At 67.0% G+C, this 18037-nt stretch carries 15 protein-coding genes and 1 pseudogene; 10 read left to right on the top strand and 6 right to left on the bottom strand.

Annotated elements, in window-relative coordinates:
• The 3 genes and pseudogenes from H9654_RS17745 to H9654_RS03520 all read right to left on the bottom strand — a co-directional run.
• Positions 1 to 254, bottom strand: a 254-nt coding sequence (locus H9654_RS17745) for a hypothetical protein (protein ID WP_225211875.1), incomplete at its 3' end; no start/stop codon positions are given.
• A gap of 129 nt (positions 255 to 383) precedes the next feature.
• Positions 384 to 566 (bottom strand): annotated as a pseudogene (locus H9654_RS17740) (helix-turn-helix domain-containing protein); the annotation flags it as partial.
• A gap of 240 nt (positions 567 to 806) precedes the next feature.
• Entirely contained in the window at positions 807 to 4496 is a 3690-nt protein-coding gene (locus H9654_RS03520) for an indolepyruvate ferredoxin oxidoreductase family protein (protein ID WP_191769070.1), read from the bottom strand.
• Between the two features lie 163 nt (positions 4497 to 4659).
• Between H9654_RS03520 and H9654_RS03515 the strand changes: the two genes are divergently transcribed.
• The gene (locus H9654_RS03515) at positions 4660 to 5295 is read left to right on the top strand and encodes a tetratricopeptide repeat protein (RefSeq protein ID WP_191769068.1); all 636 of its coding nucleotides are present in this window, start codon (positions 4660 to 4662) and stop codon (positions 5293 to 5295) included.
• Positions 5296 to 5343: 48 nt separating this feature from the next.
• Here the strand turns inward: H9654_RS03515 and H9654_RS03510 are convergent, their stop codons facing one another.
• Entirely contained in the window at positions 5344 to 6828 is a 1485-nt protein-coding gene (locus H9654_RS03510; protein WP_191769066.1) for an AAA family ATPase, read from the bottom strand.
• 126 nt (positions 6829 to 6954) lie between these two features.
• Here H9654_RS03510 and H9654_RS03505 point away from each other — a divergent pair, with 126 nt between their 5' ends.
• The 9 genes from H9654_RS03505 to H9654_RS03465 all read left to right on the top strand — a co-directional run bounded on the left by H9654_RS03505 (position 6955) and on the right by H9654_RS03465 (position 15950).
• Positions 6955 to 7587 carry a ParA family protein gene (locus H9654_RS03505; protein WP_042612208.1) on the top strand — a complete coding sequence of 211 codons (633 nt, stop codon included), beginning with the start codon at positions 6955 to 6957 and terminating at the stop codon, positions 7585 to 7587.
• Positions 7588 to 7621: 34 nt separating this feature from the next.
• Positions 7622 to 8098, top strand: a complete 477-nt coding sequence (locus tag H9654_RS03500) for a SixA phosphatase family protein (RefSeq protein WP_042612209.1) — start codon at positions 7622 to 7624, stop codon at positions 8096 to 8098.
• A gap of 4 nt (positions 8099 to 8102) precedes the next feature.
• Positions 8103 to 8726, top strand: a complete 624-nt coding sequence (locus tag H9654_RS03495; RefSeq protein WP_182656536.1) for a YceI family protein — start codon at positions 8103 to 8105, stop codon at positions 8724 to 8726.
• 5 nt (positions 8727 to 8731) lie between these two features.
• Positions 8732 to 10777: a phospholipase D family protein gene (locus H9654_RS03490; RefSeq protein ID WP_225211866.1), complete on the top strand. Its 2046-nt coding sequence runs from the start codon at positions 8732 to 8734 to the stop codon at positions 10775 to 10777.
• 13 nt (positions 10778 to 10790) lie between these two features.
• Positions 10791 to 11225 carry a hotdog fold thioesterase gene (locus H9654_RS03485; RefSeq protein ID WP_191769062.1) on the top strand — a complete coding sequence of 145 codons (435 nt, stop codon included), beginning with the start codon at positions 10791 to 10793 and terminating at the stop codon, positions 11223 to 11225.
• A 130-nt stretch (positions 11226 to 11355) separates the two neighbouring features.
• A complete protein-coding gene (locus H9654_RS03480; RefSeq protein WP_182656534.1) occupies positions 11356 to 12147 on the top strand; it encodes a lysophospholipid acyltransferase family protein in 792 nt (263 codons plus the stop codon).
• A 28-nt stretch (positions 12148 to 12175) separates the two neighbouring features.
• Positions 12176 to 13198, top strand: coding sequence for a YheT family hydrolase (locus tag H9654_RS03475; RefSeq protein WP_191769060.1), 1023 nt, complete (start codon positions 12176 to 12178; stop codon positions 13196 to 13198).
• 68 nt (positions 13199 to 13266) lie between these two features.
• On the top strand, positions 13267 to 15336 hold the full coding sequence (locus H9654_RS03470; protein WP_191769058.1) for a tetratricopeptide repeat protein: 2070 nt from the start codon (positions 13267 to 13269) through the stop codon (positions 15334 to 15336).
• Positions 15337 to 15341: 5 nt separating this feature from the next.
• A complete protein-coding gene (locus H9654_RS03465) occupies positions 15342 to 15950 on the top strand; it encodes a YbhB/YbcL family Raf kinase inhibitor-like protein (RefSeq protein ID WP_191769056.1) in 609 nt (202 codons plus the stop codon).
• 257 nt (positions 15951 to 16207) lie between these two features.
• On the opposite strand, the gene H9654_RS03460 is transcribed toward H9654_RS03465, so the two are convergent.
• Together H9654_RS03460 and H9654_RS03455 are read right to left on the bottom strand one after the other, a co-directional pair.
• Entirely contained in the window at positions 16208 to 17026 is an 819-nt protein-coding gene (locus H9654_RS03460) for an META and DUF4377 domain-containing protein (RefSeq protein WP_191769054.1), read from the bottom strand.
• A gap of 74 nt (positions 17027 to 17100) precedes the next feature.
• Positions 17101 to 17895, bottom strand: coding sequence for an undecaprenyl-diphosphate phosphatase (locus H9654_RS03455; RefSeq protein ID WP_191769052.1), 795 nt, complete (start codon positions 17893 to 17895; stop codon positions 17101 to 17103).
• Between the last annotated feature and the right edge of the window lie 142 nt (positions 17896 to 18037).

The following is an 18037-nucleotide window of genomic DNA, read 5'->3' as shown; positions in this document are numbered from 1 at the left end:
CCGTCCAACATGTCAGCGATAGACATCGGTGCCTTGCTTAGTTTCAGCCAATCCTGAGCATCTTTGATCGCTTTAGCTGGGCCCGTAGGGTGTAGCGCAGTTTTTAAAAGTTCTGCTGCTGCCGATGGACTGCTTTTAAGAGAGTGCGCAGCAGATTTAAACGCTCTATCTTGGCGAATGCGGCCAGAAGTACCTGTAGTCACCTTGTCTGCAATACCAGGTTTCAGCACCACCCCTTCGGTATAGGTACGCATCTCACCTGATTGAGCTTGCGACGGTCGGCCCTTTTGAGTTGGGACTAAAGATTCACCTCCCCCTACCAACGCGGAAGCTGCTCCTGAAGCTGCTGCAGGGTCACTTGTACTAATCGACAGGCGAATGCCCAAGGCGCTGAGAGCGCTAAGTATCAAGTGAAGTTCGGCACGTGGCTTACCCTTCTCAACCTCGATAACCCACTGGCGACTCACGCCAATCTTGCGCGCAAGCGTTGCCTGATCCCACCTAAGTGAGCGCCTTCGTTGCCGAATCAGATGACCGATATTTGCCGCAGAGGATAGAGCTTCCATGCACCAAATGTAAGCGTAAGCGTACTTAAATTCAAGTGCACACAGTACGCGCCTTTGTAGAAATGTCATCTATCGGCTACATTGAAAATGTAAGCGATAGATGACATTGCCGGTTACTGGACACAGCTTGAGCGCCGCGGTTGGCTGTTGGGGCCACAAATATTCGCGGCCTCCACATCTCTAGGTCTGCGTAAAGTTAACGTTCGATTACGTCACAGCGGGCAGCAGCCGTGGCAGCCCTCAAGCCACCTGGACGATATGCAGTGCCCGCGGGTTGTTCCACTGCGCCAGCAAGGTGGCCTGGCGTGCCCGGGCTTTCTCCAGGTGCGCTTCCTTGACGTGGCCGTAGCCGCGGATGTGCTCGGGAATGCTGGCGATCTCCACCGCCAGCGCAAGCCGGTGGTCATCCAGGCCGTCCAGCAGCAGCTGCACGGTGGTCTCGTAATCGGAGATCAACCGGCGTTCGCCGACGCGCTCGGCGGTACGGCCGAACGGGTCCAGCCTGCCGCCGCGCAGGAACTTCAGCTTCGCCAGCACGCCGAACGCCTTCAGCATCCAGGGGCCATATTCCTTCTTGATCAGGCGACCCTGCGCATCCTTCTTGGCGAACAGCGGGGGAGCCAGATGGAAGCGCAGCTGGTAATCGCCCTCGAACTGCTGCTGCAGGCGGCGCTGGAAATCGCCACTGGTGTACAGCCGCGCCACTTCGTACTCGTCCTTGTAGGCCATCAGCTTGAACAGGTAACGGGCCACGGTTTCGGTCAGCGCGGTGGAGCCGCCCAGCGTGTCCTGTTCCCCCTTCCGCACGCGATCGACCAGGCTGCGGTAGCGGTCTGCATAGGCCTGGTCCTGGTAGTCGACCAGGAATGCGGCGCGGCGCGTGATCATTTCATCCAGCGAGCGCGACAGCCGCTCATCGTCGAGCGGCAGGAACGCCACGTCATCGCCGGCGTGCCCGGGCAGGCCACGCAGCTCGCGTTCGTCGCTGCTGTTGCGCGGTGCGGTGGTGGCGCCCCATTCGGTGCTTTCCCATTCGCCCGGCGGCAAGGCGTGCAACGGACCCGGCGTGGTTTCAGCCGAGGTGTGGCCATTGCGGACCAGGCCTGCGGCCTGCTGCACGGCGTGCGGGTCCACCGCGGCCAGGCGGCCCCAGGCAAAGGCCTGCTGGTTCATCGCCACGGCCGCGCCGTTGAGTTCGATGGCGCGCATCAGCGCATCGAAGGACAGCGGCACCAGGCCCTGCTGCCACGCGTAGCCCAGGATGAACAGATTGGCGGCGATCGCATCGCCCAGCAGCGCGGTGGCCAGCTGGGTGGCGTCCAGCAGCAGCGGCGATTCGCCGCCCAGCGCCACGCGGATGCCGGCCACGATGTCGGCGGCGGGGAACTGCATGTCCGGCCGGGTGGTGAAGCTGCCCGGCATGGCTTCATAGGTATTGAGCACCACCTGGGTGCGACCGGCGCGCACCTTGGACAGCGCCCAGTAATCGTTGACCACCACCATGTCGCAGCCCAGCACCAGGTCGGCTTCACCGGCGGCGATGCGCACGGCATGGATGTCAGCCGGCGTGCGTGCGATGCGGATGTGGGTGGTGACCGCACCGCCCTTCTGCGCCAGGCCGGTCTGGTCCAGCACCGAAGCGCCCTTGCCCTCCAGGTGCCCGGCCATGCCCAGCAGCGCGCCGATGGTCACCACGCCGGTGCCACCCACGCCGGTGATCAGGATGTTCCAGGGCTGCTCCAGCGCGGTCCGTACCGGCGGGGCCGGCAGGTTGTCCAGCAGGGGGGAGGCATCGCGCTTGCTGCCCTTGCGCGGCTTGCCGCCGTGCACCGTGACGAAGCTCGGGCAGAAGCCGGTGGTGCAGGAATAATCCTTGTTGCAGTTGGACTGGTCGATATCGCGCTTGCGCCCGAACTCGGTTTCTTTCGGCAGCACCGATACGCAGAAACTCTTCTTGCCACAGTCGCCGCAGCCCTCGCACACCAGCGAGTTGATCACCACCCGCTTGGCCGGGTCTACCAGCTTGCCGCGCTTGCGCCGGCGTCGTTTTTCGGTGGCGCAGGTCTGCTCGTAGATCAGGATCGAAACGCCCTTCACCTCGCGCAGCTGTTTCTGCACCGCATCCAGCGCGCTGCGGTCATGGAAGGCCACGCCGTCCGGGAACTGGTCGCGCTGCCGGGTCCATTTCTCGATGGTGTCCGACAGCACCACGATGGTCTGGATGCCTTCGGCGCGCATCTGCCGGGCGATGTCCGGCACGCTCAGCGGGCCGTCCACCGGCTGGCCGCCGGTCATCGCCACCGCGTCGTTGTAGAGGATCTTGTAGGTGATGTTGACCCCGGCGGCGACCGATTGGCGGATCGCCAGCGAGCCGCTGTGGAAATAGGTGCCATCGCCCAGGTTCTGGAACACGTGCGGGGTATCGGTGAAGGCGGCCTGGCCGGCCCAGGTCACCCCTTCGCCCCCCATGTGGGTGAAGGTGTCGGTGCTGCGGTCCATCCAGGTCACCATGTAATGGCACCCGATGCCGCCCAGCGCGCGCGAGCCTTCCGGCACGGTGGTGGAGGTGTTGTGCGGGCAGCCGGAGCAGTAATGCGGCACGCGCGGGAAGTTGGCGCGCGGCAGGGCCAGCTCGGCTTCCTTCTCCTGCATCCACTGCAGGCGTTGTTCGATGGAGTCGTTGTTGAAGAACCTCTGGATGCGCCGGCCGACCACCCCGGCGATGGTGGCCGGGGTCAGCTCGCCGGTGGACGGCAGGATCCACTCGCCTTCCTCATCGTACTTGCCGACGATGGACGGCCGCGGGCCCCAGCTGGCCGGCCAGTTGAAGAACTGCTCCTTCATCTGGCGCTCGATGAAGGCCCGCTTCTCTTCCACCACGATGATGTCTTCCAGTCCCTGCGCGAAGCGGGCGATGCCCTGCGGTTCCAGCGGCCAGGTCATGCCGACCTTGTACACGCGGATGCCGATGTCGGCGCAGGCCGCCTCGTCCAGGCCCAGGTATTCCAGCGCCTGCAGCACGTCCAGGTAGCTCTTGCCGGTGGTGACGATGCCAAGCCGCGCGCGCGGTGAATCCAGCACGGTGCGGTCGATGCCGTTGGCACGCGCGAACGCCTGCGCGGCCTTGACCGCATAGCGGTGCAGGCGCATTTCCTGGTCCAGCGGCGGGTCCGGCCAGCGGATGTTGAGGCCGCCGGCGGGCAGCTCGAAGTCCTCGGGCAGCACGATGCGTCGTGCCAGCGGGTCCACGTCCACCGATGCCGACGATTCCACTGTCTCAGCGATGGTCTTGAAGCCGATCCAGCGCCCGGTGTAGCGGCTCATCGCCCAGCCCAGCACGCCCATGTCCAGGATGTCCTGCACACCGGCCGGGTTCAGCACCGGCATCATCGCGCTGACAAACTCGTCCTCGCTGCCGTGCGGCAGGGTGGAACTGCGGCAGGCATGGTCATCGGCCGCCAGCGCCAGCACGCCGCCCAGGCGCGAGGTGCCGGCTGCGTTGGCGTGCTTGAAGACGTCGCCGCAGCGGTCCACGCCCGGCCCCTTGCCGTACCACATGCCGAACACGCCCTGCACCTTGGCACCCGGGAACAGGTTGGTCTGCTGCGTTCCCCAGACCATGGTCGCGCCGAGATCCTCGTTCAGGCCGGGGGTGAACTTCACCCTGGCCGCGTCCAGATGCTGGCGCGCACGCCACAGTTCCAGGTCGAAGCCGCCCAGCGGGCTGCCGCGGTAGCCGCTGATGAAGCCTGCACTGTCGATGCCGGCGGCGGCGTCGCGCAGCCGCTGCATCAGCGGCAGCCGGACCAGCGCCTGCACACCGCTCAGGTAGATCCGCCCGGTTTCGCGCGCGTACTTGTGGTCGAGCGTGTAGTCGCGGTCGAGCTGGTCGGCAGAATCGGGTGACGTGAGCTGGGCGGTACTGGTCATGGCTGGCCTGGTTCGGATCGGCTGGCGCCGGCTGCGCTGGCGCAGGACCGGAGGGCGCGGATTGTAACAGTGGCCCGGTCGTCGGCCGGTACTCGCTTCTGGTACCGCACTGCGGTTAGGATCAGGAAGTGGGAGGTTGTTGTTGCAACCTGGGGAAAAATCGATGTCACTTGTTAGACAGTTCCTTGCCAGCCTGGTGCTGGTATCGGGGACAGCCGCTGCATGGGCTGCCCCCCTCCTGCCTGCGCCGCAGGAGTTCTATTTCGATCCTGATCCCGCTGCCGTTCCGGTGGTGGTGGTACAGGCCGAGGGCGATGAGCTGGTCAGCCAGCTGCTGCGCCAGCGCGAACGCGGGCGCAAGTCGCTCGAGGCGACCGTGCAGCTGGCCGGTGTGGCCATCGCGCAGGGCCGCACCGAACTTGGCCAGCAGCTCTACACCGAAGCGCTGCAGGCCACCGCGGCCAATTCGCCGTCGGGCCGGATGGTGCGCTGGAACCATGGCTGGGACCTGTTCCGCCAGGGCCAGCCTGAGGCGGCGCTGGAGCAGTGGCATGCCGCCGCCAGCGCGTTGCGCGGCAATCCGTCGTGGATTCCGCCGACCTACGCACTGGCCCTGTGGGAGCTCGGGCAGAAGGAGGAAGCGGTCAAGTGGTATGCCGCCGCCGTCCGCACCGAACCCGGCCAGTGGAGCAGCTCGACGAACTACCCCAGCCTGTTGCCGACGTGGCGCGACAGCGAGCGCGCCACGCTGGCGCAGGTGCAGCAGGCCTGGGCCGCGCAGCCGCCGAAGTGGCCGTGAGCGGGCATGCCGCGCCAGGCCGCCGGATGGCACGCCCGGCGCCGGGCATCAATCGTCGGCGTTGACCGTGCGCGCTGCGGCCCACTCGCGCAGCGCCTGGACCTGTTCGGCCATCAGCACCGACAGCGGGCGGCTGCCGCGGATTTCCGCCATCAGCACGTCGGTATCCAGCGCCCGCTGGTCGGCATGGGCGGCGTACAGGCCGGCGACGATGGCCTGTTCGATCTCCGCGCCGGAAAAACCATCCGCCGCGGCCGCCAGCGCCGGCAGTGCGAAATCATCGGCATTCAACTGACGACGTGCCAGGTGCAGGCGCAGCAGTTCCACGCGGACATCCGGGCCGGGCAGGTCGACGAAGAAAATCTCGTCGAAGCGGCCCTTGCGCAGCAGTTCGGCGGGCAGTTCGTGCACCTGGTTGGCGGTGGCCACGATGAATACCGCTGCCTTGCGCTCGGCCATCCAGGTCAGCAGCGTGCCCAGCACGCGGCGTGATACGCCGCCGTCTTCGCCGCCGGTCGCCAGGCCCTTCTCGATCTCATCGATCCACAGCACGCACGGCGCCAGCTGTTCGGCCGATGCCAATGCCTGGCGCAGGTTGGACTCGGTTTCGCCGTGGTACTTGTTGTACAGCGCGCCGACATCCATGCGCAGCAAGGGAACGCCGAACCCAGCGGCGGTCGCCTTGGCCAGCATCGATTTGCCGCAGCCCTGCACGCCCAGCAGCAGCATGCCGCGCGGCGGATCCAGGCCGGCCGGTGCGGCGCCGGCCAGGAACGCGATCCGGCGCTGGTTGACCCAGCGCTTGAGCCGGTTGGCGCCGGCCACGTCGGCAAAGCGCGCGGTGTCGTACTCGTACATCAGGTGGCCGCTGCGGTTGAGCAGTTCGAACTTCAGCCGCGCCAGCTGCGGCAGGTCGTTGTCACCGAGCGCGCCATCGGCATAGATCAGCTGGCGGGCGATCCGCCGCGCATCGACCAGGCTCAGGCCCTGCAGGTTGCGCAGGATCTTCTTCACCGCCTCGCTGTCGACCTCGACGCGGCGGCCGCCGTGCTCGCGCGCGTAACCGGCCGCTTCCTCGCGCAGCATCTTCAGCAATGCGTTGGCGTCGGGCAGGCGCGGGTTGAACCGCGTCGCCAGCGCTTCCAGTTCGGGTGGCAGGGTCACTTTCGCGCCGATCAGCACCAGCACGTGCGGCTGGCTGTGGCGGCGCTGGATGAGGTCGCGCAGCGCGCGCTGGTGGCTGGCGTAACCCAGGTAGGGATGGAAATCGAGCAGCAGGTAGATGCCGCGCTGGTCGGCCTGCTGGATCATCTGCAGTGCCGCGCTGGCATCGGGCGGGCCGACCGCATCGTCTTCACGTTCCAGGTCGATGCGGCGCAGTCCTTCGGTGATCGACCAGCGATGCAGTGCCCGCCATACCTGCAGCAGGGTCTGCCGGAACAGTTCGATGATCCGACCCTCATCCTGGGTCTCGATCACGATCAGGGGCGTATTGGCGCGTATCAGCGCGCTGAGGTCCTGCAGTTCGCTCATGACGGTTCGATCCTTCGGGGGCGCCACGATAACAAAGCCATCGCCCGAGCGGTTCAGCCGCGCGACTATCACCCTCACCTGCACCGGTGTACGCTCGGGCAACGTTCTCCCGGAAGCGAGGCCTGCATGAAGACCATCCTGGTGGCCGGTTCCAAGGGTGGGGTGGGCAAGACCACCCTCGCCACCCACCTGGCCGCACATGCGGCACTGCAGGGCCGGCGTACGGTGATTGCCGACGCCGACCCGCAGGGCTCCAGTACCCGCTGGGCACAGCGCAGGTCCGAGCTGGAAAGCGCGGTGCTGCCGATCGACGTGCACAAGAAGAAGCAATGGGCGCAGAAGCTCCCCGATGGCACCGACACGGTGATCATCGACGCCCCGGCCGGTGCGCTGGCCGACGATATCCTGCATTTCCTCGACGCCGCCGATGCCGTGGTGGTGCCGGTGCTGCCTTCGGCGCTGGACATCGAGGCCATCGTGGGCTTCCTCAACAGCCTGTCCAAGGTGGCCCGGGTGCACAACCGCAAGCTGCCGGTCGGGCTGGTGCTCAACCGCACAAAGCCGTGGACACAGACCTCCCAGCAGGCCATCCAGATGCTGTCCGACTGGCCCTATCCGGTGGTGGCGCAGCTGCGTGACAGCCAGAGTTACGTGGTGATGACCGGGCTGGGACGCAGCCTGTTCGATTACCGATCCGCCCAGGTCCGCGAACACCAGGCCGACTGGGAACCTCTGCTGAAATGGCTGGACAAGGCATGAGCCGCTTGTACCCCTCATCCAATGGAAGACTCCGATGCGTGAACTGATCCTGCTTCGCCATGCCCACGCCGAACCGGCCAGCACCGGCCAGGCCGATCTTGACCGACCCCTTTCGGCGGTCGGACTTGCCGAGGCCGAAGCGGCTGGCAAGTGGCTCAAGGACAACAACCTGCAGCCTGATTGCGTGCTCTGTTCACCGGCACGCCGTACCCGCGAAACCCTGGAGGCGGTCGTCGGCGTCACCGGCTTCTTCGAACACAAGCTGGAAGACAAGGTGTACGACGCCACGCCCGGCACCCTGATCGGGCTCGTCGACGACCGCAACGACGTCGAACGACTGATGATCGTCGGTCATAATCCCGGCCTGGAACGCCTGGTCGCCCTGTTGAACACGGGCGAGACCAGCGACTACCGTGGCATGCCGCCGGCAGGTATCGCGGTGCTGCAGTTCCCCAAGGAAGCCAGCATCGAGCCCGGCGTCGCCAGCCTCAACGCATTCTGGTGGCCGTGACCCGATGAACGCGTGGCAGAGGGGGCTGCTGCTCGGATTGGCCGTGGTTCCGGGAGCGCTGGCCGCGCAGCCGGCGCCGCCTGCGGCATTGCCGGTGTTGCCGCCAGTGCAGGTCGTTCACCGCGCGCCGCTGGTGCTGGATACACAGCGCTCGCGGCTGGGGTTCGAAGTGCGCAGCCGGCTGGGGCAGCGCATCGAAGGCAGCTTTCCGCATTTCGAAGGCCGCATCGAGGTGCTGTCCGATGGGCGCCACCAGGTTCACCTGAAGATGTACACCCGCTCGGTGGAGATCCCCGGCAAGCCGCGCTACACCGGCTGGATGCGCGGGGAAGAGTTCTTCGATGCCGCCCGCCACCCGGTGGTGGAATTCGATTCGCTTCCCTACGACCCCGCCCGGGTGGACCACGGGGGGGACATCGAAGGTCGCCTGATGCTGCGCGGGGTCAGCCATCCGGAAACGCTGCGGGTGGAAAAGGCGGAATGCGCCAGACCCGGCTATGATTGCGATGTCGTCAGCCGCGGGACCGTCCTGCGGGGCCGCTACGGCATGGACAACTGGCAGCTTGCCCTGAGTGATCGAGTGACCTTCGTACTGCGAGCGCGCCTGAGCGAGGCGCCGAAACCGTGAACCTGATGTGCCGCTGGGTGATGCTGGCAGGCCTGCTGCTGCTCGGCGGCTGCGCGTCGCTGTCCAACAGTGAGCGTGAGCGTGCCGCGCGGATCGCCGTGCAGGCCCGCTCCACCGTCGTGGACTGCGACCGCGCTGATCGCTGCGCACAGGATTCACCGCTGCGCGCGCTGGCCGGGCGTGCCTTCACCGCATCGACCCCCGACCAGCCCCGGCATTACGCCACCATCCTGGACGAGGGCGAAGAGGCGCTGGTGGCGCGGCTGAACCTGCTGCGCAGCGCCACCCGCAGCATCGACCTGCAGACCTACATCTTCGACAAGGACGACAGCGCCCGGCTGGTGATCGACGAACTGCTGGCGGCCAGCCGGCGTGGCGTGAAGGTGCGCCTGCTGATCGACCAGTTGTCGGCGATCTCCGACCTGCAGATCCTCGGCGCGCTGTCATCGGCCCACCAGAATTTCGAACTGCGCGTCTACAACCCGACCTTCGGCAAGGCGCAGCTGAACTACTTCGACTACGCAGGCAGCGTGCTGTGCTGCTTCCGCCGCTTCAACCAGCGCATGCACAACAAGCTGCTGGTGGTCGATGATGCGATCGGCGTGGTGGGCGGGCGCAACTACCAGGACGATTACTACGACTGGGATTCGGAATACAACTTCCGCGACCGCGACGTGCTGGTGGCCGGCCCCGAAGCGCGGGTGATGGCGGCCAACTTCGAAGCATTCTGGAAGGCCCCGCGCAGCGTACCGGCCGAACGCCTGAACGATGTCGGGCGGATCCTGCTCGACAGTGGCCCGCCTTCGCTGCCGCCGGCCGTGTATCGACGGCCCGAGCGGGTCGAGCGGGTGCTGGCCGAAGCCATCGATGATGCGTGGATCACCCGTAGCTTCGTCGACACCGCGCTGCCGGTGGCATCGGTGCGTTACGTCGCCGACCTGCCGCGCAAGCATCGCCGCGAAACCGTCGAGCAGCCTCGCAACGGGCAGCATGTCACCGAACCGCAGCTGGACCGGCTGATCGCCGAGGCACAATCCGAAGTGCTGCTGCAGACGCCGTACCTGGTGTTGTCCAAGCCGGCGCGCAAGCTGTTCGCCGATCTGCGCAGACAGACCGATCCGCCGCGCGTGCTGGTGTCCACCAACAGCCTGGCAGCCACCGACAACCCGATCGTCTACGCGCTGTCCTACAAATACAAGCGGCGCAACATGCGCGAGCTGGGCTTCAATATCTTCGAGTTCAAGCCGTTCCCGCTGGATGCACCGGTGGATTACCGCAACCTGCTGCCGGACCCGATCGCCGGCGACTCCCCGGAAGGCGGTCGCGGCGGGCTGCTGGGCGGCAGTGCGGCCGGCAGCAATGCCCGGCCTCCCGGCAGCGGCGGCCGCAACGACGGCACCGCACGCGACGCGGCCCCGCCGCGCAGCAATCCACGCACCGGCAGTGCCTACCAGAACGCACGCGAACGTCGCCGCGCGGCCGGCAGTGAAGTGGAGCGCGACCTGCTGCGCACCGAGACCCGTCCCTCGTTCCTGGGCAGCAAGGCGGTCAATCGCCCGCTGCCGGTGACCCGCCAGGGCGCACGCATGGGGCTGCACGCCAAGTCGCTGGTGGTGGATCGCCGCATCGGCGTGATCGGTACGCACAACTTCGATCCGCGCAGCGAAAACTACAACACCGAAGGGGCGGTGATCATCGACGACCCGGTGTTCGCCCAGCGCCTGGCCGACAGCATCCTGCGCGACATCGATCCGCAGAATTCCTGGACGGTGGCACCGCGCAGCAAGCCGCCGGTGCTGTCCGGGCTGAACTACAGCATGGGCAAGGCCTCCGAAGCGCTGCCGATCCTGGATTTCTGGCCGTGGCGCTACGCCACCGACTACGAGTTCCAGCCGGGCCCGGCCTGCCCCGAGCCGCTGCCGCGGCAGCATCCGGACTTCCATGCCTGTTACACCGCCGTGGGTGACTTCCCCGAAGTCAACGTCGGCCCGAAATTGTTGCTGGTGCGCATGCTGACCGCCTTCGGCGCCGGCCTGGTACCGATCCTCTGACTGGAGTCGTGCCGTGCCTTCCGTATTCCGCCACGCGGTTTCCCTTGATGCCCTCAACGCGCTGAGCGCCGACACGGTGATATCCCAGCTGGGGATCGTCTTCAGCGCGGTCGGCGATGACTGGCTGCAGGCGACCATGCCGGTGGATGCACGCACCCACCAGCCCTACGGCATCCTGCATGGCGGGGCATCGGTGGTGTTGGCCGAGACCCTGGGCAGCAGTGCCGGCAACCTCTGCGTGGACAACAGCCAGCAGGTCTGCGTCGGGCTGGAGATCAATGCCAACCACGTGCGCGCCAAGCGCGAGGGCGTGGTCACCGGTACCGCGCGCGCGGTGCATGTCGGCCGCAGCACGCAGATCTGGGACATCCGCATCGAAGACGAACAGGCCCGGCTGGTCTGCACTTCGCGGTTGACCCTGGCGGTGGTGGCGGCCGGCCACGGTTGAGCGGCGAACTGCAACCGCGGCACCGCCAGGATGCTGCAGAACACAGCGTTGCCGCCGGCTGGCCCATCCGCGCAGCCGCCTTGGCCACCCCGCGCTGGCAGGCGCTGCGGTGCTCGGGTATCGTTCCCGCATGAATTCCCCCACTCCGGCCACCCGTGGCGGCGTGGCGCGTGTGTGCCGTTACCTGTACCGCGTACCGCTGCTGCTCATCCACCTGCTCGTGTTCCTGCCGCTGATCCTCATCGGCATGCTGCCGCCGTGGGGCGAACTGCGCGTGGGCGATGAACCGCTTGGCTACAAAGTGGTCAACTGGTGGTCGGCCGGCCTGATGTGGATCTTCGGCTTCCGCCTGGTGCGCATCGGCAAACCGCTGCACGGCGCGGTGCTGTTCGTGGCCAACCATGTCAGTTGGGTCGACATCTGCGTGCTGCACAGCCAGCGCATGATGGGTTTCGTCGCCAAGCGCGAAATTGCCGGCTGGCCGGTGGTCGGCTGGCTGGCCGGTCGTGGGCAGACCATCTTCCACCAGCGGGGCAGCACCGAATCGCTGGATGGGGTGATGCAGCAGATGGTCGTGCGCCTGCGCGAAGGCAAGGGCGTGGGTGTGTTCCCGGAGGGCCGCACCCGTGGTGGTCATGAAGTGGGGCCGTTCCACGCGCGCATCTTCCAGGCGGCGGTGGAAACCGGCGTACCGGTGCAGCCGGTGGCGCTGCGCTACGGGGCAGGCGGCGACGCACAGACCGTGGTGGCGTTCGGTCCGCGCGAGAGTTTCTTCGCCAACTTCCTGCGCCTGCTGGGCGAGCCGGCCCGTCGTGCCGAAGTGCATTTCCTGGAGCCGATCGGCGGGCAGGACCTGGAAGGTCGCCGGCGCATCGCCGAAACCTCGCGTACCCGCATCATTGCGGCAATGGCCGGCAGCTGAGCCGACGGTGTCCGTCCCCGCACCCGCGATGTCCTTTGATTCCGGTCCGCCCGGACTGCTGACGGCGGCCGATTACCAGCCGCCGCGCTGGCTGCGCAACGCACACCTGCAGTCGATGCTCAGTTCCAGCCGGCTGCGCCTGCGGCGCGGGCAGGAGCTGCTGGCCGCTACCGGTGCGGCACATCGGGAGCTGATCGTGGATGGCGGGCAGGGCGTGCGCCTGCAGGCCTGGCACAGCGCCATCCAGGCACGCGCGCCGCGCGGCATCGCCCTGCTGCTGCATGGGTGGGAGGGCAGCGCCGAATCCAGCTACATGCGCATGACCGCGGCCCGCATGCTGGCCGAAGGCTTCGACGTGGTCCGGCTGAACTTCCGTGACCACGGCAATACCCACCACCTCAATCCCGGCATCTTCCACTCCAACCGCATCGATGAAGTGGTGCATGCGTCCGCTGACATCGCCCGCCGCTGGCCGCAGCTGCCGCTGGTGGCGGCCGGTTACTCGCTGGGCGGCAACTTCGTGCTGCGGCTGGCCCTGCGCGCGCCGGCGGCCGGCGTGCCGCTGCAACGGGTGGCCTCGGTGTGCCCGGTGCTGGACCCGGGCCTGACCATGGACAGCATCGAAAACGGCCCGGCCATGTATGACTGGTACTTCCGCCGCAAGTGGGCCGGATCGTTGCGGCGCAAGCAGGCGGTCTACCCGGAGCTGAGCGACTGGGATGAACGCGTACTGCGGCTGGACATCCGTGCGCTGACTGCCTGGCTGGTCGAGCACCATACCGATTACGGCTCGCTGCAGGCTTATTTCGATGGCTATTCCATCGCCGGCGAGCGGCTGGCGGAGCTGCAGGTGCCAGCGGACATCCTGATGGCAAAGGATGACCCGGTGATCCCGTACACCACTTTCAACGACTGGCAGCTGCCGCGGTCGGCGCGCCTGCAGACCGCCGAATGGGGCGGCCATTGTGGCTTCCTGGAGAACTGGCGCGGCGATGGATTCTCCGAACGCTGGGTGGCCCAGCACCTGGGACAGGCCGCGCGGGACGGTTGAGCGCGGCCGCGCCTGCACGATCGATCAGGGTCGTTACAATGCGGGTTTGCACTCCAGCCGGACCCGTCATGCAAGATCAGATACTCCAAGCCCTGCGTCTTCGCGACGCCGACCAGGCCGTGCAGCTGGCCACCCGCTGGATCGCCGCCGAGCCGCAACAGCCCCAGGCCTACCGCTGGCACGCGCTGGCGCTGCAGCAGCAGGGCCAGTTGGCGGCTGCCGTTGACAGCCTGCAGCGCGCGCTGGAACTCGCCCCGGACGATGCCGACCTGCACCTGCAGCACGCTGGCCTGCTGCTGGCACTGCACCAGTTCGAAGACGCCGAAGCGGCGCTTGGACGCACCACCGGTTTCAATCCCAACGAACTGTCGGCCTACCTGATGCAGGCGCACCTGGCATTGGCGCGCAACGATGTGGGCGAGGCGGAAAAGCAGCTCAAGCTGGCCTCGCGCGTGGATGCCGGGAATCCCGAGGTGGTGGCGCTGTCGGGCATGTTGGCGCTGCGTCGTGGCGCGCTGGATGAGGCGTTGGCCCAGTTGTCCAGCGCCGTGCGGGCGCTGCCGGATGATCCGCGCATCGTGTATGCACTGGGTACGGCCTACCTGCGCAAGGACATGTTGGCCTTCGCCGAACAGGCATTCCGCCGCGTGCTGGTCCTGAACCCGAAGATGACCGCGCTGCATGGGCTGTTGGTGCAACTGGCACTGCGCCAGGACAACCCTGCCGCAGCGGCCGAGATCATCGAGCAGGCCCTGCAGCAGCCCGGGCAGGACAGCGTGGCGATGCGCCGTTTCGCCGCGCAGATGGCCCTGCAGTCCGGCCAGCCCCTGCAGGCACGCGACCACCTTCGCCCGCTGCTGGCCAGCAACGCGGGCGATCCGCAGTTGCTGCAGCTGCTGTTGATGGCCTGGCAGCGACTGGGCCGCGACGAAGAAGCGCGTACCGAACTGGATGCGGTGTTGGCCGACCACGACCAGCTGCACAATCTGTGGCTGGCCCGCCTGTCGGTGGAAGGCGTGGGCAGCGAAGGCGCCGTGGCCGTGGGCGAACGTTGGCTGGCGGCGATGCCGGCGCACCTGCCGGCGCTGGAAACGCGCATGCGCCTGCATGACATGAACGGCGAACAGGACGCAGCCGAAGCGATGGCAGAGCGCATCCTGGCGCTGGAACCAGGCCGTGTCAGCGGCGCCACGCGGCTGGTGGACGGGCTGGTGCGGCGCGATCCTGCGGCCGCTGCAGCCCGTGTGCAGCAGATGGTGGACGCCGCCGAAGGGCGCGCCAAGGAAGACCTGCGCACCTGGCTGGGCGAAGTGCATGACCGTGGCGGCCAGCCGCGCGAGGCCCTGCGTACCTGGCTGGACCTGCATGCCGACAACGTGGCCAACCGCCTGCCGCTGCCGCCGCAGGCCAAGCCACCGGCCAGCTGGCCGGCTCTGGGCGAGGTCGATCCGGAGCTGGCATCGCGCCCGATGTTCCTGTGGGGCGCACCCGGTTCGAACGTGGAAAAAGTGATGAGCGCGCTCAGCGCGGCCAGTCCGCTGGTGCGCGTTGACCGCTTCAGCGCCACGCCGCCGGACGATGCCTTCCAGAACTACAACACGCTGCAGGATCTGGCTTCGGGCAAGCTGACGCCGCAGGCGCTGGTGGACGGCTGGCGTGCGTGCCTGCCGTCGCGCGGTTTGGCCAACGACACGGTGATCGACTGGTTGCTGTTCTGGGACAATGCCCTGCTGTGGGCGCTGCGTCCGGCGCTGCCGCAGGGGCGTCTGCTGGTGGTGCTGCGCGATCCGCGCGACATGCTGCTGGACTGGATCGCCTATGGCTCCGGCGCACAGCTGGCGATCACCAGCCTGCAGGAAGCCGCCGAATGGCTGTCCCGTGCGCTGACCCAGGTTGCCGTCCTGAGCGAGCAGGATCTGTATCCAAACGTGCTGGTGCGCGTGGACGCAGCGGGCAACGATCCACAGGCGATGGCGCTGCTGCTCAGTGAGGTGATGGGCGTGCAGCTGCCACCGGCACCGAACATCGGTCCGCCGCGCCTGCCGAGCGGCCACTGGCGCAACTACCGCGAGGTCATGGGCGCTGCCATCGACCTGCTGACCCCGGTCGCGGTTCGCCTGGGTTACCCGGAGGAATGAGCCACATGCAACTGACCAGCACCAGCCTGATCAACGGCGCACCGATCACGCGCGAGTTCGCCGCCGGCGATGGCGATGGGTTCGCCCCGGATCGCAATCCGCAGCTGGCGTGGAGCGGGGTGCCGGAGGGCACCCGTTCCTTCGCGCTGATCTGCGTGGATCCGGATGTGCCGACGGTTGCCGACACCGTCGGCCGCCAGGACATGACCATTCCGCGCGACCAGCCGCGCTGTGATTTCGTGCACTGGGTGATGGCCGACATTGCCGCGGACGTGCGCGAGCTTGCCGCCGGCAGCTGCAGCGATGGTTTCGTGGCCAAGGGCAAGACCGCGCCGGCCGGCCCGGCGGGCAGCCGCCAGGGACTGAACGACTTCACCGGATGGTTTGCCGGCAATCCGGACATGGCCGGTGACTATCTTGGCTATGACGGCCCGTATCCGCCGTTCAACGACGAGCGCATGCACCGCTACTTCTTCCGCGTGTTCGCGCTGGACGTGGCGACGCTGGAGCTGCCGACGCCGTTTACCGCCAGCGACGTGCATCGTGCGATGCAGGGCCACGTGCTGGCCGAAGCAGCACTGCACGGCACCTACACGTTGAATCCTTCGCTGTAACAAGCAACATCAAAAGCGGAAGAGCTGCTTGTTGGCGGGGCGGGGTGGCTGTGCAGGACACGCCGTGAATCCATCCATGGAGGCTCGCTTTTCGCATTCATGCGAAAAGACGGTCCTGCACACTGTGAGGCAGGAGCCGAACAGTAGCCTACAGGGACGTACTTGCGGCGTGTCCCGGACAGCCCACCCTCCCGTCGCAAATCACGCAGCCGGCTCCTCGCAGCAGCACGCCGCGAGGGGGTCTCACCCGTTCGCCGTCACTTCTCGACAGCCGACTCCACCACCATGTCCAGCACGTACGCCTGCGAGGATGCATCCGCCGGCGGATTGGCCACCTTGAAGCGGTTCACCCGCAGCACGTTGCGGGTGCCGGCCTCGTGGGTGTAGCCCTCGATGCTGTCGTAGAAATTCTCGAACGCGCCCGGCTGACCCTGCTTCAGTCCCTGATCGTCGAACTGAACTTCGCGCACCTGCAGGCACTGCTTGTCCTTGATCAGCGGATGCGGGCATGGCTTGGTCTGTGCGGCCACTTCCAGGAACACGCGCTCACCCGGGCCACCGAAGCGGGTCTCGGCCGTGGGCTCCGGCGCGAACACCAGCACCTCACCCTGGGCGGTGCGCAGGGTCAGCTCGCCGTTGTCGCCCAGTTCGGCCTTCAGCGGGCCCTGCAGGCGGCTGCCCACGGCCTCGTCCAGTGCCATCAGGTCCGGATCGCAGGCCATCCGCGTGGATGCCAGCTGAGACAGCACCAGGTTGCCATCGGCCAGGGTGTAACCGCCGTTCATGCCATTGCAGGTGTTGGCCACCGATACGCGGCCATCGCTGAAGTCCAGCGTCACCGGCTTGTCGGCGCGTGCGAACAGCGCATCGATGCGCTTGCCTTCGGCACCGGTAGCGTCCTTCAGGCGCCAGTGCTGTCCTTGCAGGCGCTGCACGTCCAGATGCGCGACGGTCTTCTGCGCGGCGGCCGCGGCCGGTGCCGGAGCGAGGTCGTCGGCATTGCCGGCCGGGGCCGGGTTCTGGCTGCAGGCCGCCAGCAATGCCAGCGGCAGGGACAGGATCAGGGTGCGCTTCATGTTGGATTCTCCTTGGATTGCCGGATTCAGAACGGATGCGCGCGCCGGGTGGGGTCATGCGCATCCCACCACCTTCAGTTGCCGGCGGGCAACCACAGCAGCAGTCCCGCGCCGAGCAGGATGCGGTACACCGCGAAGGCGGTGAACTTGTGAGACTTGATGTAGCCCAGCAGCCACTTCACTACGACGAAGCCGGTGACGACCGCGGCAAGGAACGCCACGCTCACGTCGGTCCAGTTCTCGCTGGCCAGCTTGCCTTCCTTGGCCAGTTCCAGGAAGGCATACGCGCTGGCGGCGAACATGGTCGGGATGCCGACCAGGAACACGAACTCGGTGGCCGCGGCACGGCGGCTCAGGCCCAGCAGCATGGCCAGGAAGATCGCCGATGCCGAGCGCGACGTACCCGGGAACACACCGGCCACCACCTGCGCGATGCCCACGCCGATGGCTACTGTCCACGTCACCTGGTCACGATCGGGCAGGCGTGCCGTATAGGCCTCCACCAGCAGCATCCAGATGCCACCGATGATCAGCGCCCATGCAACCGGACTCACTGTCTCCGGCAGTTCCCAGCCGGCCAGGCGCACTGGCAGGCCGACCACCGCAGTCACCAGGAAGGCCGTGCCCAGCTTCATCACGTAGTCGCGGTTCTCACGCTGGTGCAGGCCGGTGGCGAGCGTCCACAGACGCTGGCGGAAGACCAGGGTGATGGCGAGGATCGCGCCCGCCTGGATGATGATGTTGAAGAAGTCCGAGCGCGCGCCCAGCCAATGCTGGGCAATCAGCAGGTGCCCGGTGCTGGAGATGGGCAGGAACTCGGTGACACCTTCTAGGATGCCCAGCAGCAGGGCGGAGAGCAGGTCTGACATGGAGGAGGAATCATCGGATGGCAGCAAAGGTGCCGACGAGGATAGACCATCTGCCTACGCACCAAGGCAGTGCGCGGCGCTGGTAACGCACCACCATGGTGCGTTTCGTTGTGCACCATTCAGGCGCACCCTCATGCAAATC

The sequence above is a fragment of the Stenotrophomonas lacuserhaii genome, from assembly GCF_014836545.1.
GTDB lineage: Bacteria > Pseudomonadota > Gammaproteobacteria > Xanthomonadales > Xanthomonadaceae > Stenotrophomonas > Stenotrophomonas lacuserhaii.
This window is presented reverse-complemented; position numbering and strand designations above follow the sequence as displayed.

Excerpts from the sequence above, each read along its gene's own strand:
- H9654_RS03480 (WP_182656534.1), top strand. The coding sequence starts at position 11,356 with ATGAATTCCCCCACTCCGGCCACCCGTGGCGGCGTGGCGCGTGTGTGC.
- H9654_RS03500 (WP_042612209.1), top strand. The coding sequence starts at position 7,622 with ATGCGTGAACTGATCCTGCTTCGCCATGCCCACGCCGAACCGGCCAGC.
- H9654_RS03515 (WP_191769068.1), top strand. The coding sequence starts at position 4,660 with ATGTCACTTGTTAGACAGTTCCTTGCCAGCCTGGTGCTGGTATCGGGG.
- H9654_RS03510 (WP_191769066.1), bottom strand. The coding sequence starts at position 6,828 with ATGAGCGAACTGCAGGACCTCAGCGCGCTGATACGCGCCAATACGCCC.
- H9654_RS03460 (WP_191769054.1), bottom strand. The coding sequence starts at position 17,026 with ATGAAGCGCACCCTGATCCTGTCCCTGCCGCTGGCATTGCTGGCGGCC.
- H9654_RS03490 (WP_225211866.1), top strand. The coding sequence starts at position 8,732 with ATGTGCCGCTGGGTGATGCTGGCAGGCCTGCTGCTGCTCGGCGGCTGC.
- H9654_RS03505 (WP_042612208.1), top strand. The coding sequence starts at position 6,955 with ATGAAGACCATCCTGGTGGCCGGTTCCAAGGGTGGGGTGGGCAAGACC.
- H9654_RS03470 (WP_191769058.1), top strand. The coding sequence starts at position 13,267 with ATGCAAGATCAGATACTCCAAGCCCTGCGTCTTCGCGACGCCGACCAG.
- H9654_RS03495 (WP_182656536.1), top strand. The coding sequence starts at position 8,103 with ATGAACGCGTGGCAGAGGGGGCTGCTGCTCGGATTGGCCGTGGTTCCG.
- H9654_RS03455 (WP_191769052.1), bottom strand. The coding sequence starts at position 17,895 with ATGTCAGACCTGCTCTCCGCCCTGCTGCTGGGCATCCTAGAAGGTGTC.
- H9654_RS03475 (WP_191769060.1), top strand. The coding sequence starts at position 12,176 with ATGTCCTTTGATTCCGGTCCGCCCGGACTGCTGACGGCGGCCGATTAC.
- H9654_RS03465 (WP_191769056.1), top strand. The coding sequence starts at position 15,342 with ATGCAACTGACCAGCACCAGCCTGATCAACGGCGCACCGATCACGCGC.
- H9654_RS03520 (WP_191769070.1), bottom strand. The coding sequence starts at position 4,496 with ATGACCAGTACCGCCCAGCTCACGTCACCCGATTCTGCCGACCAGCTC.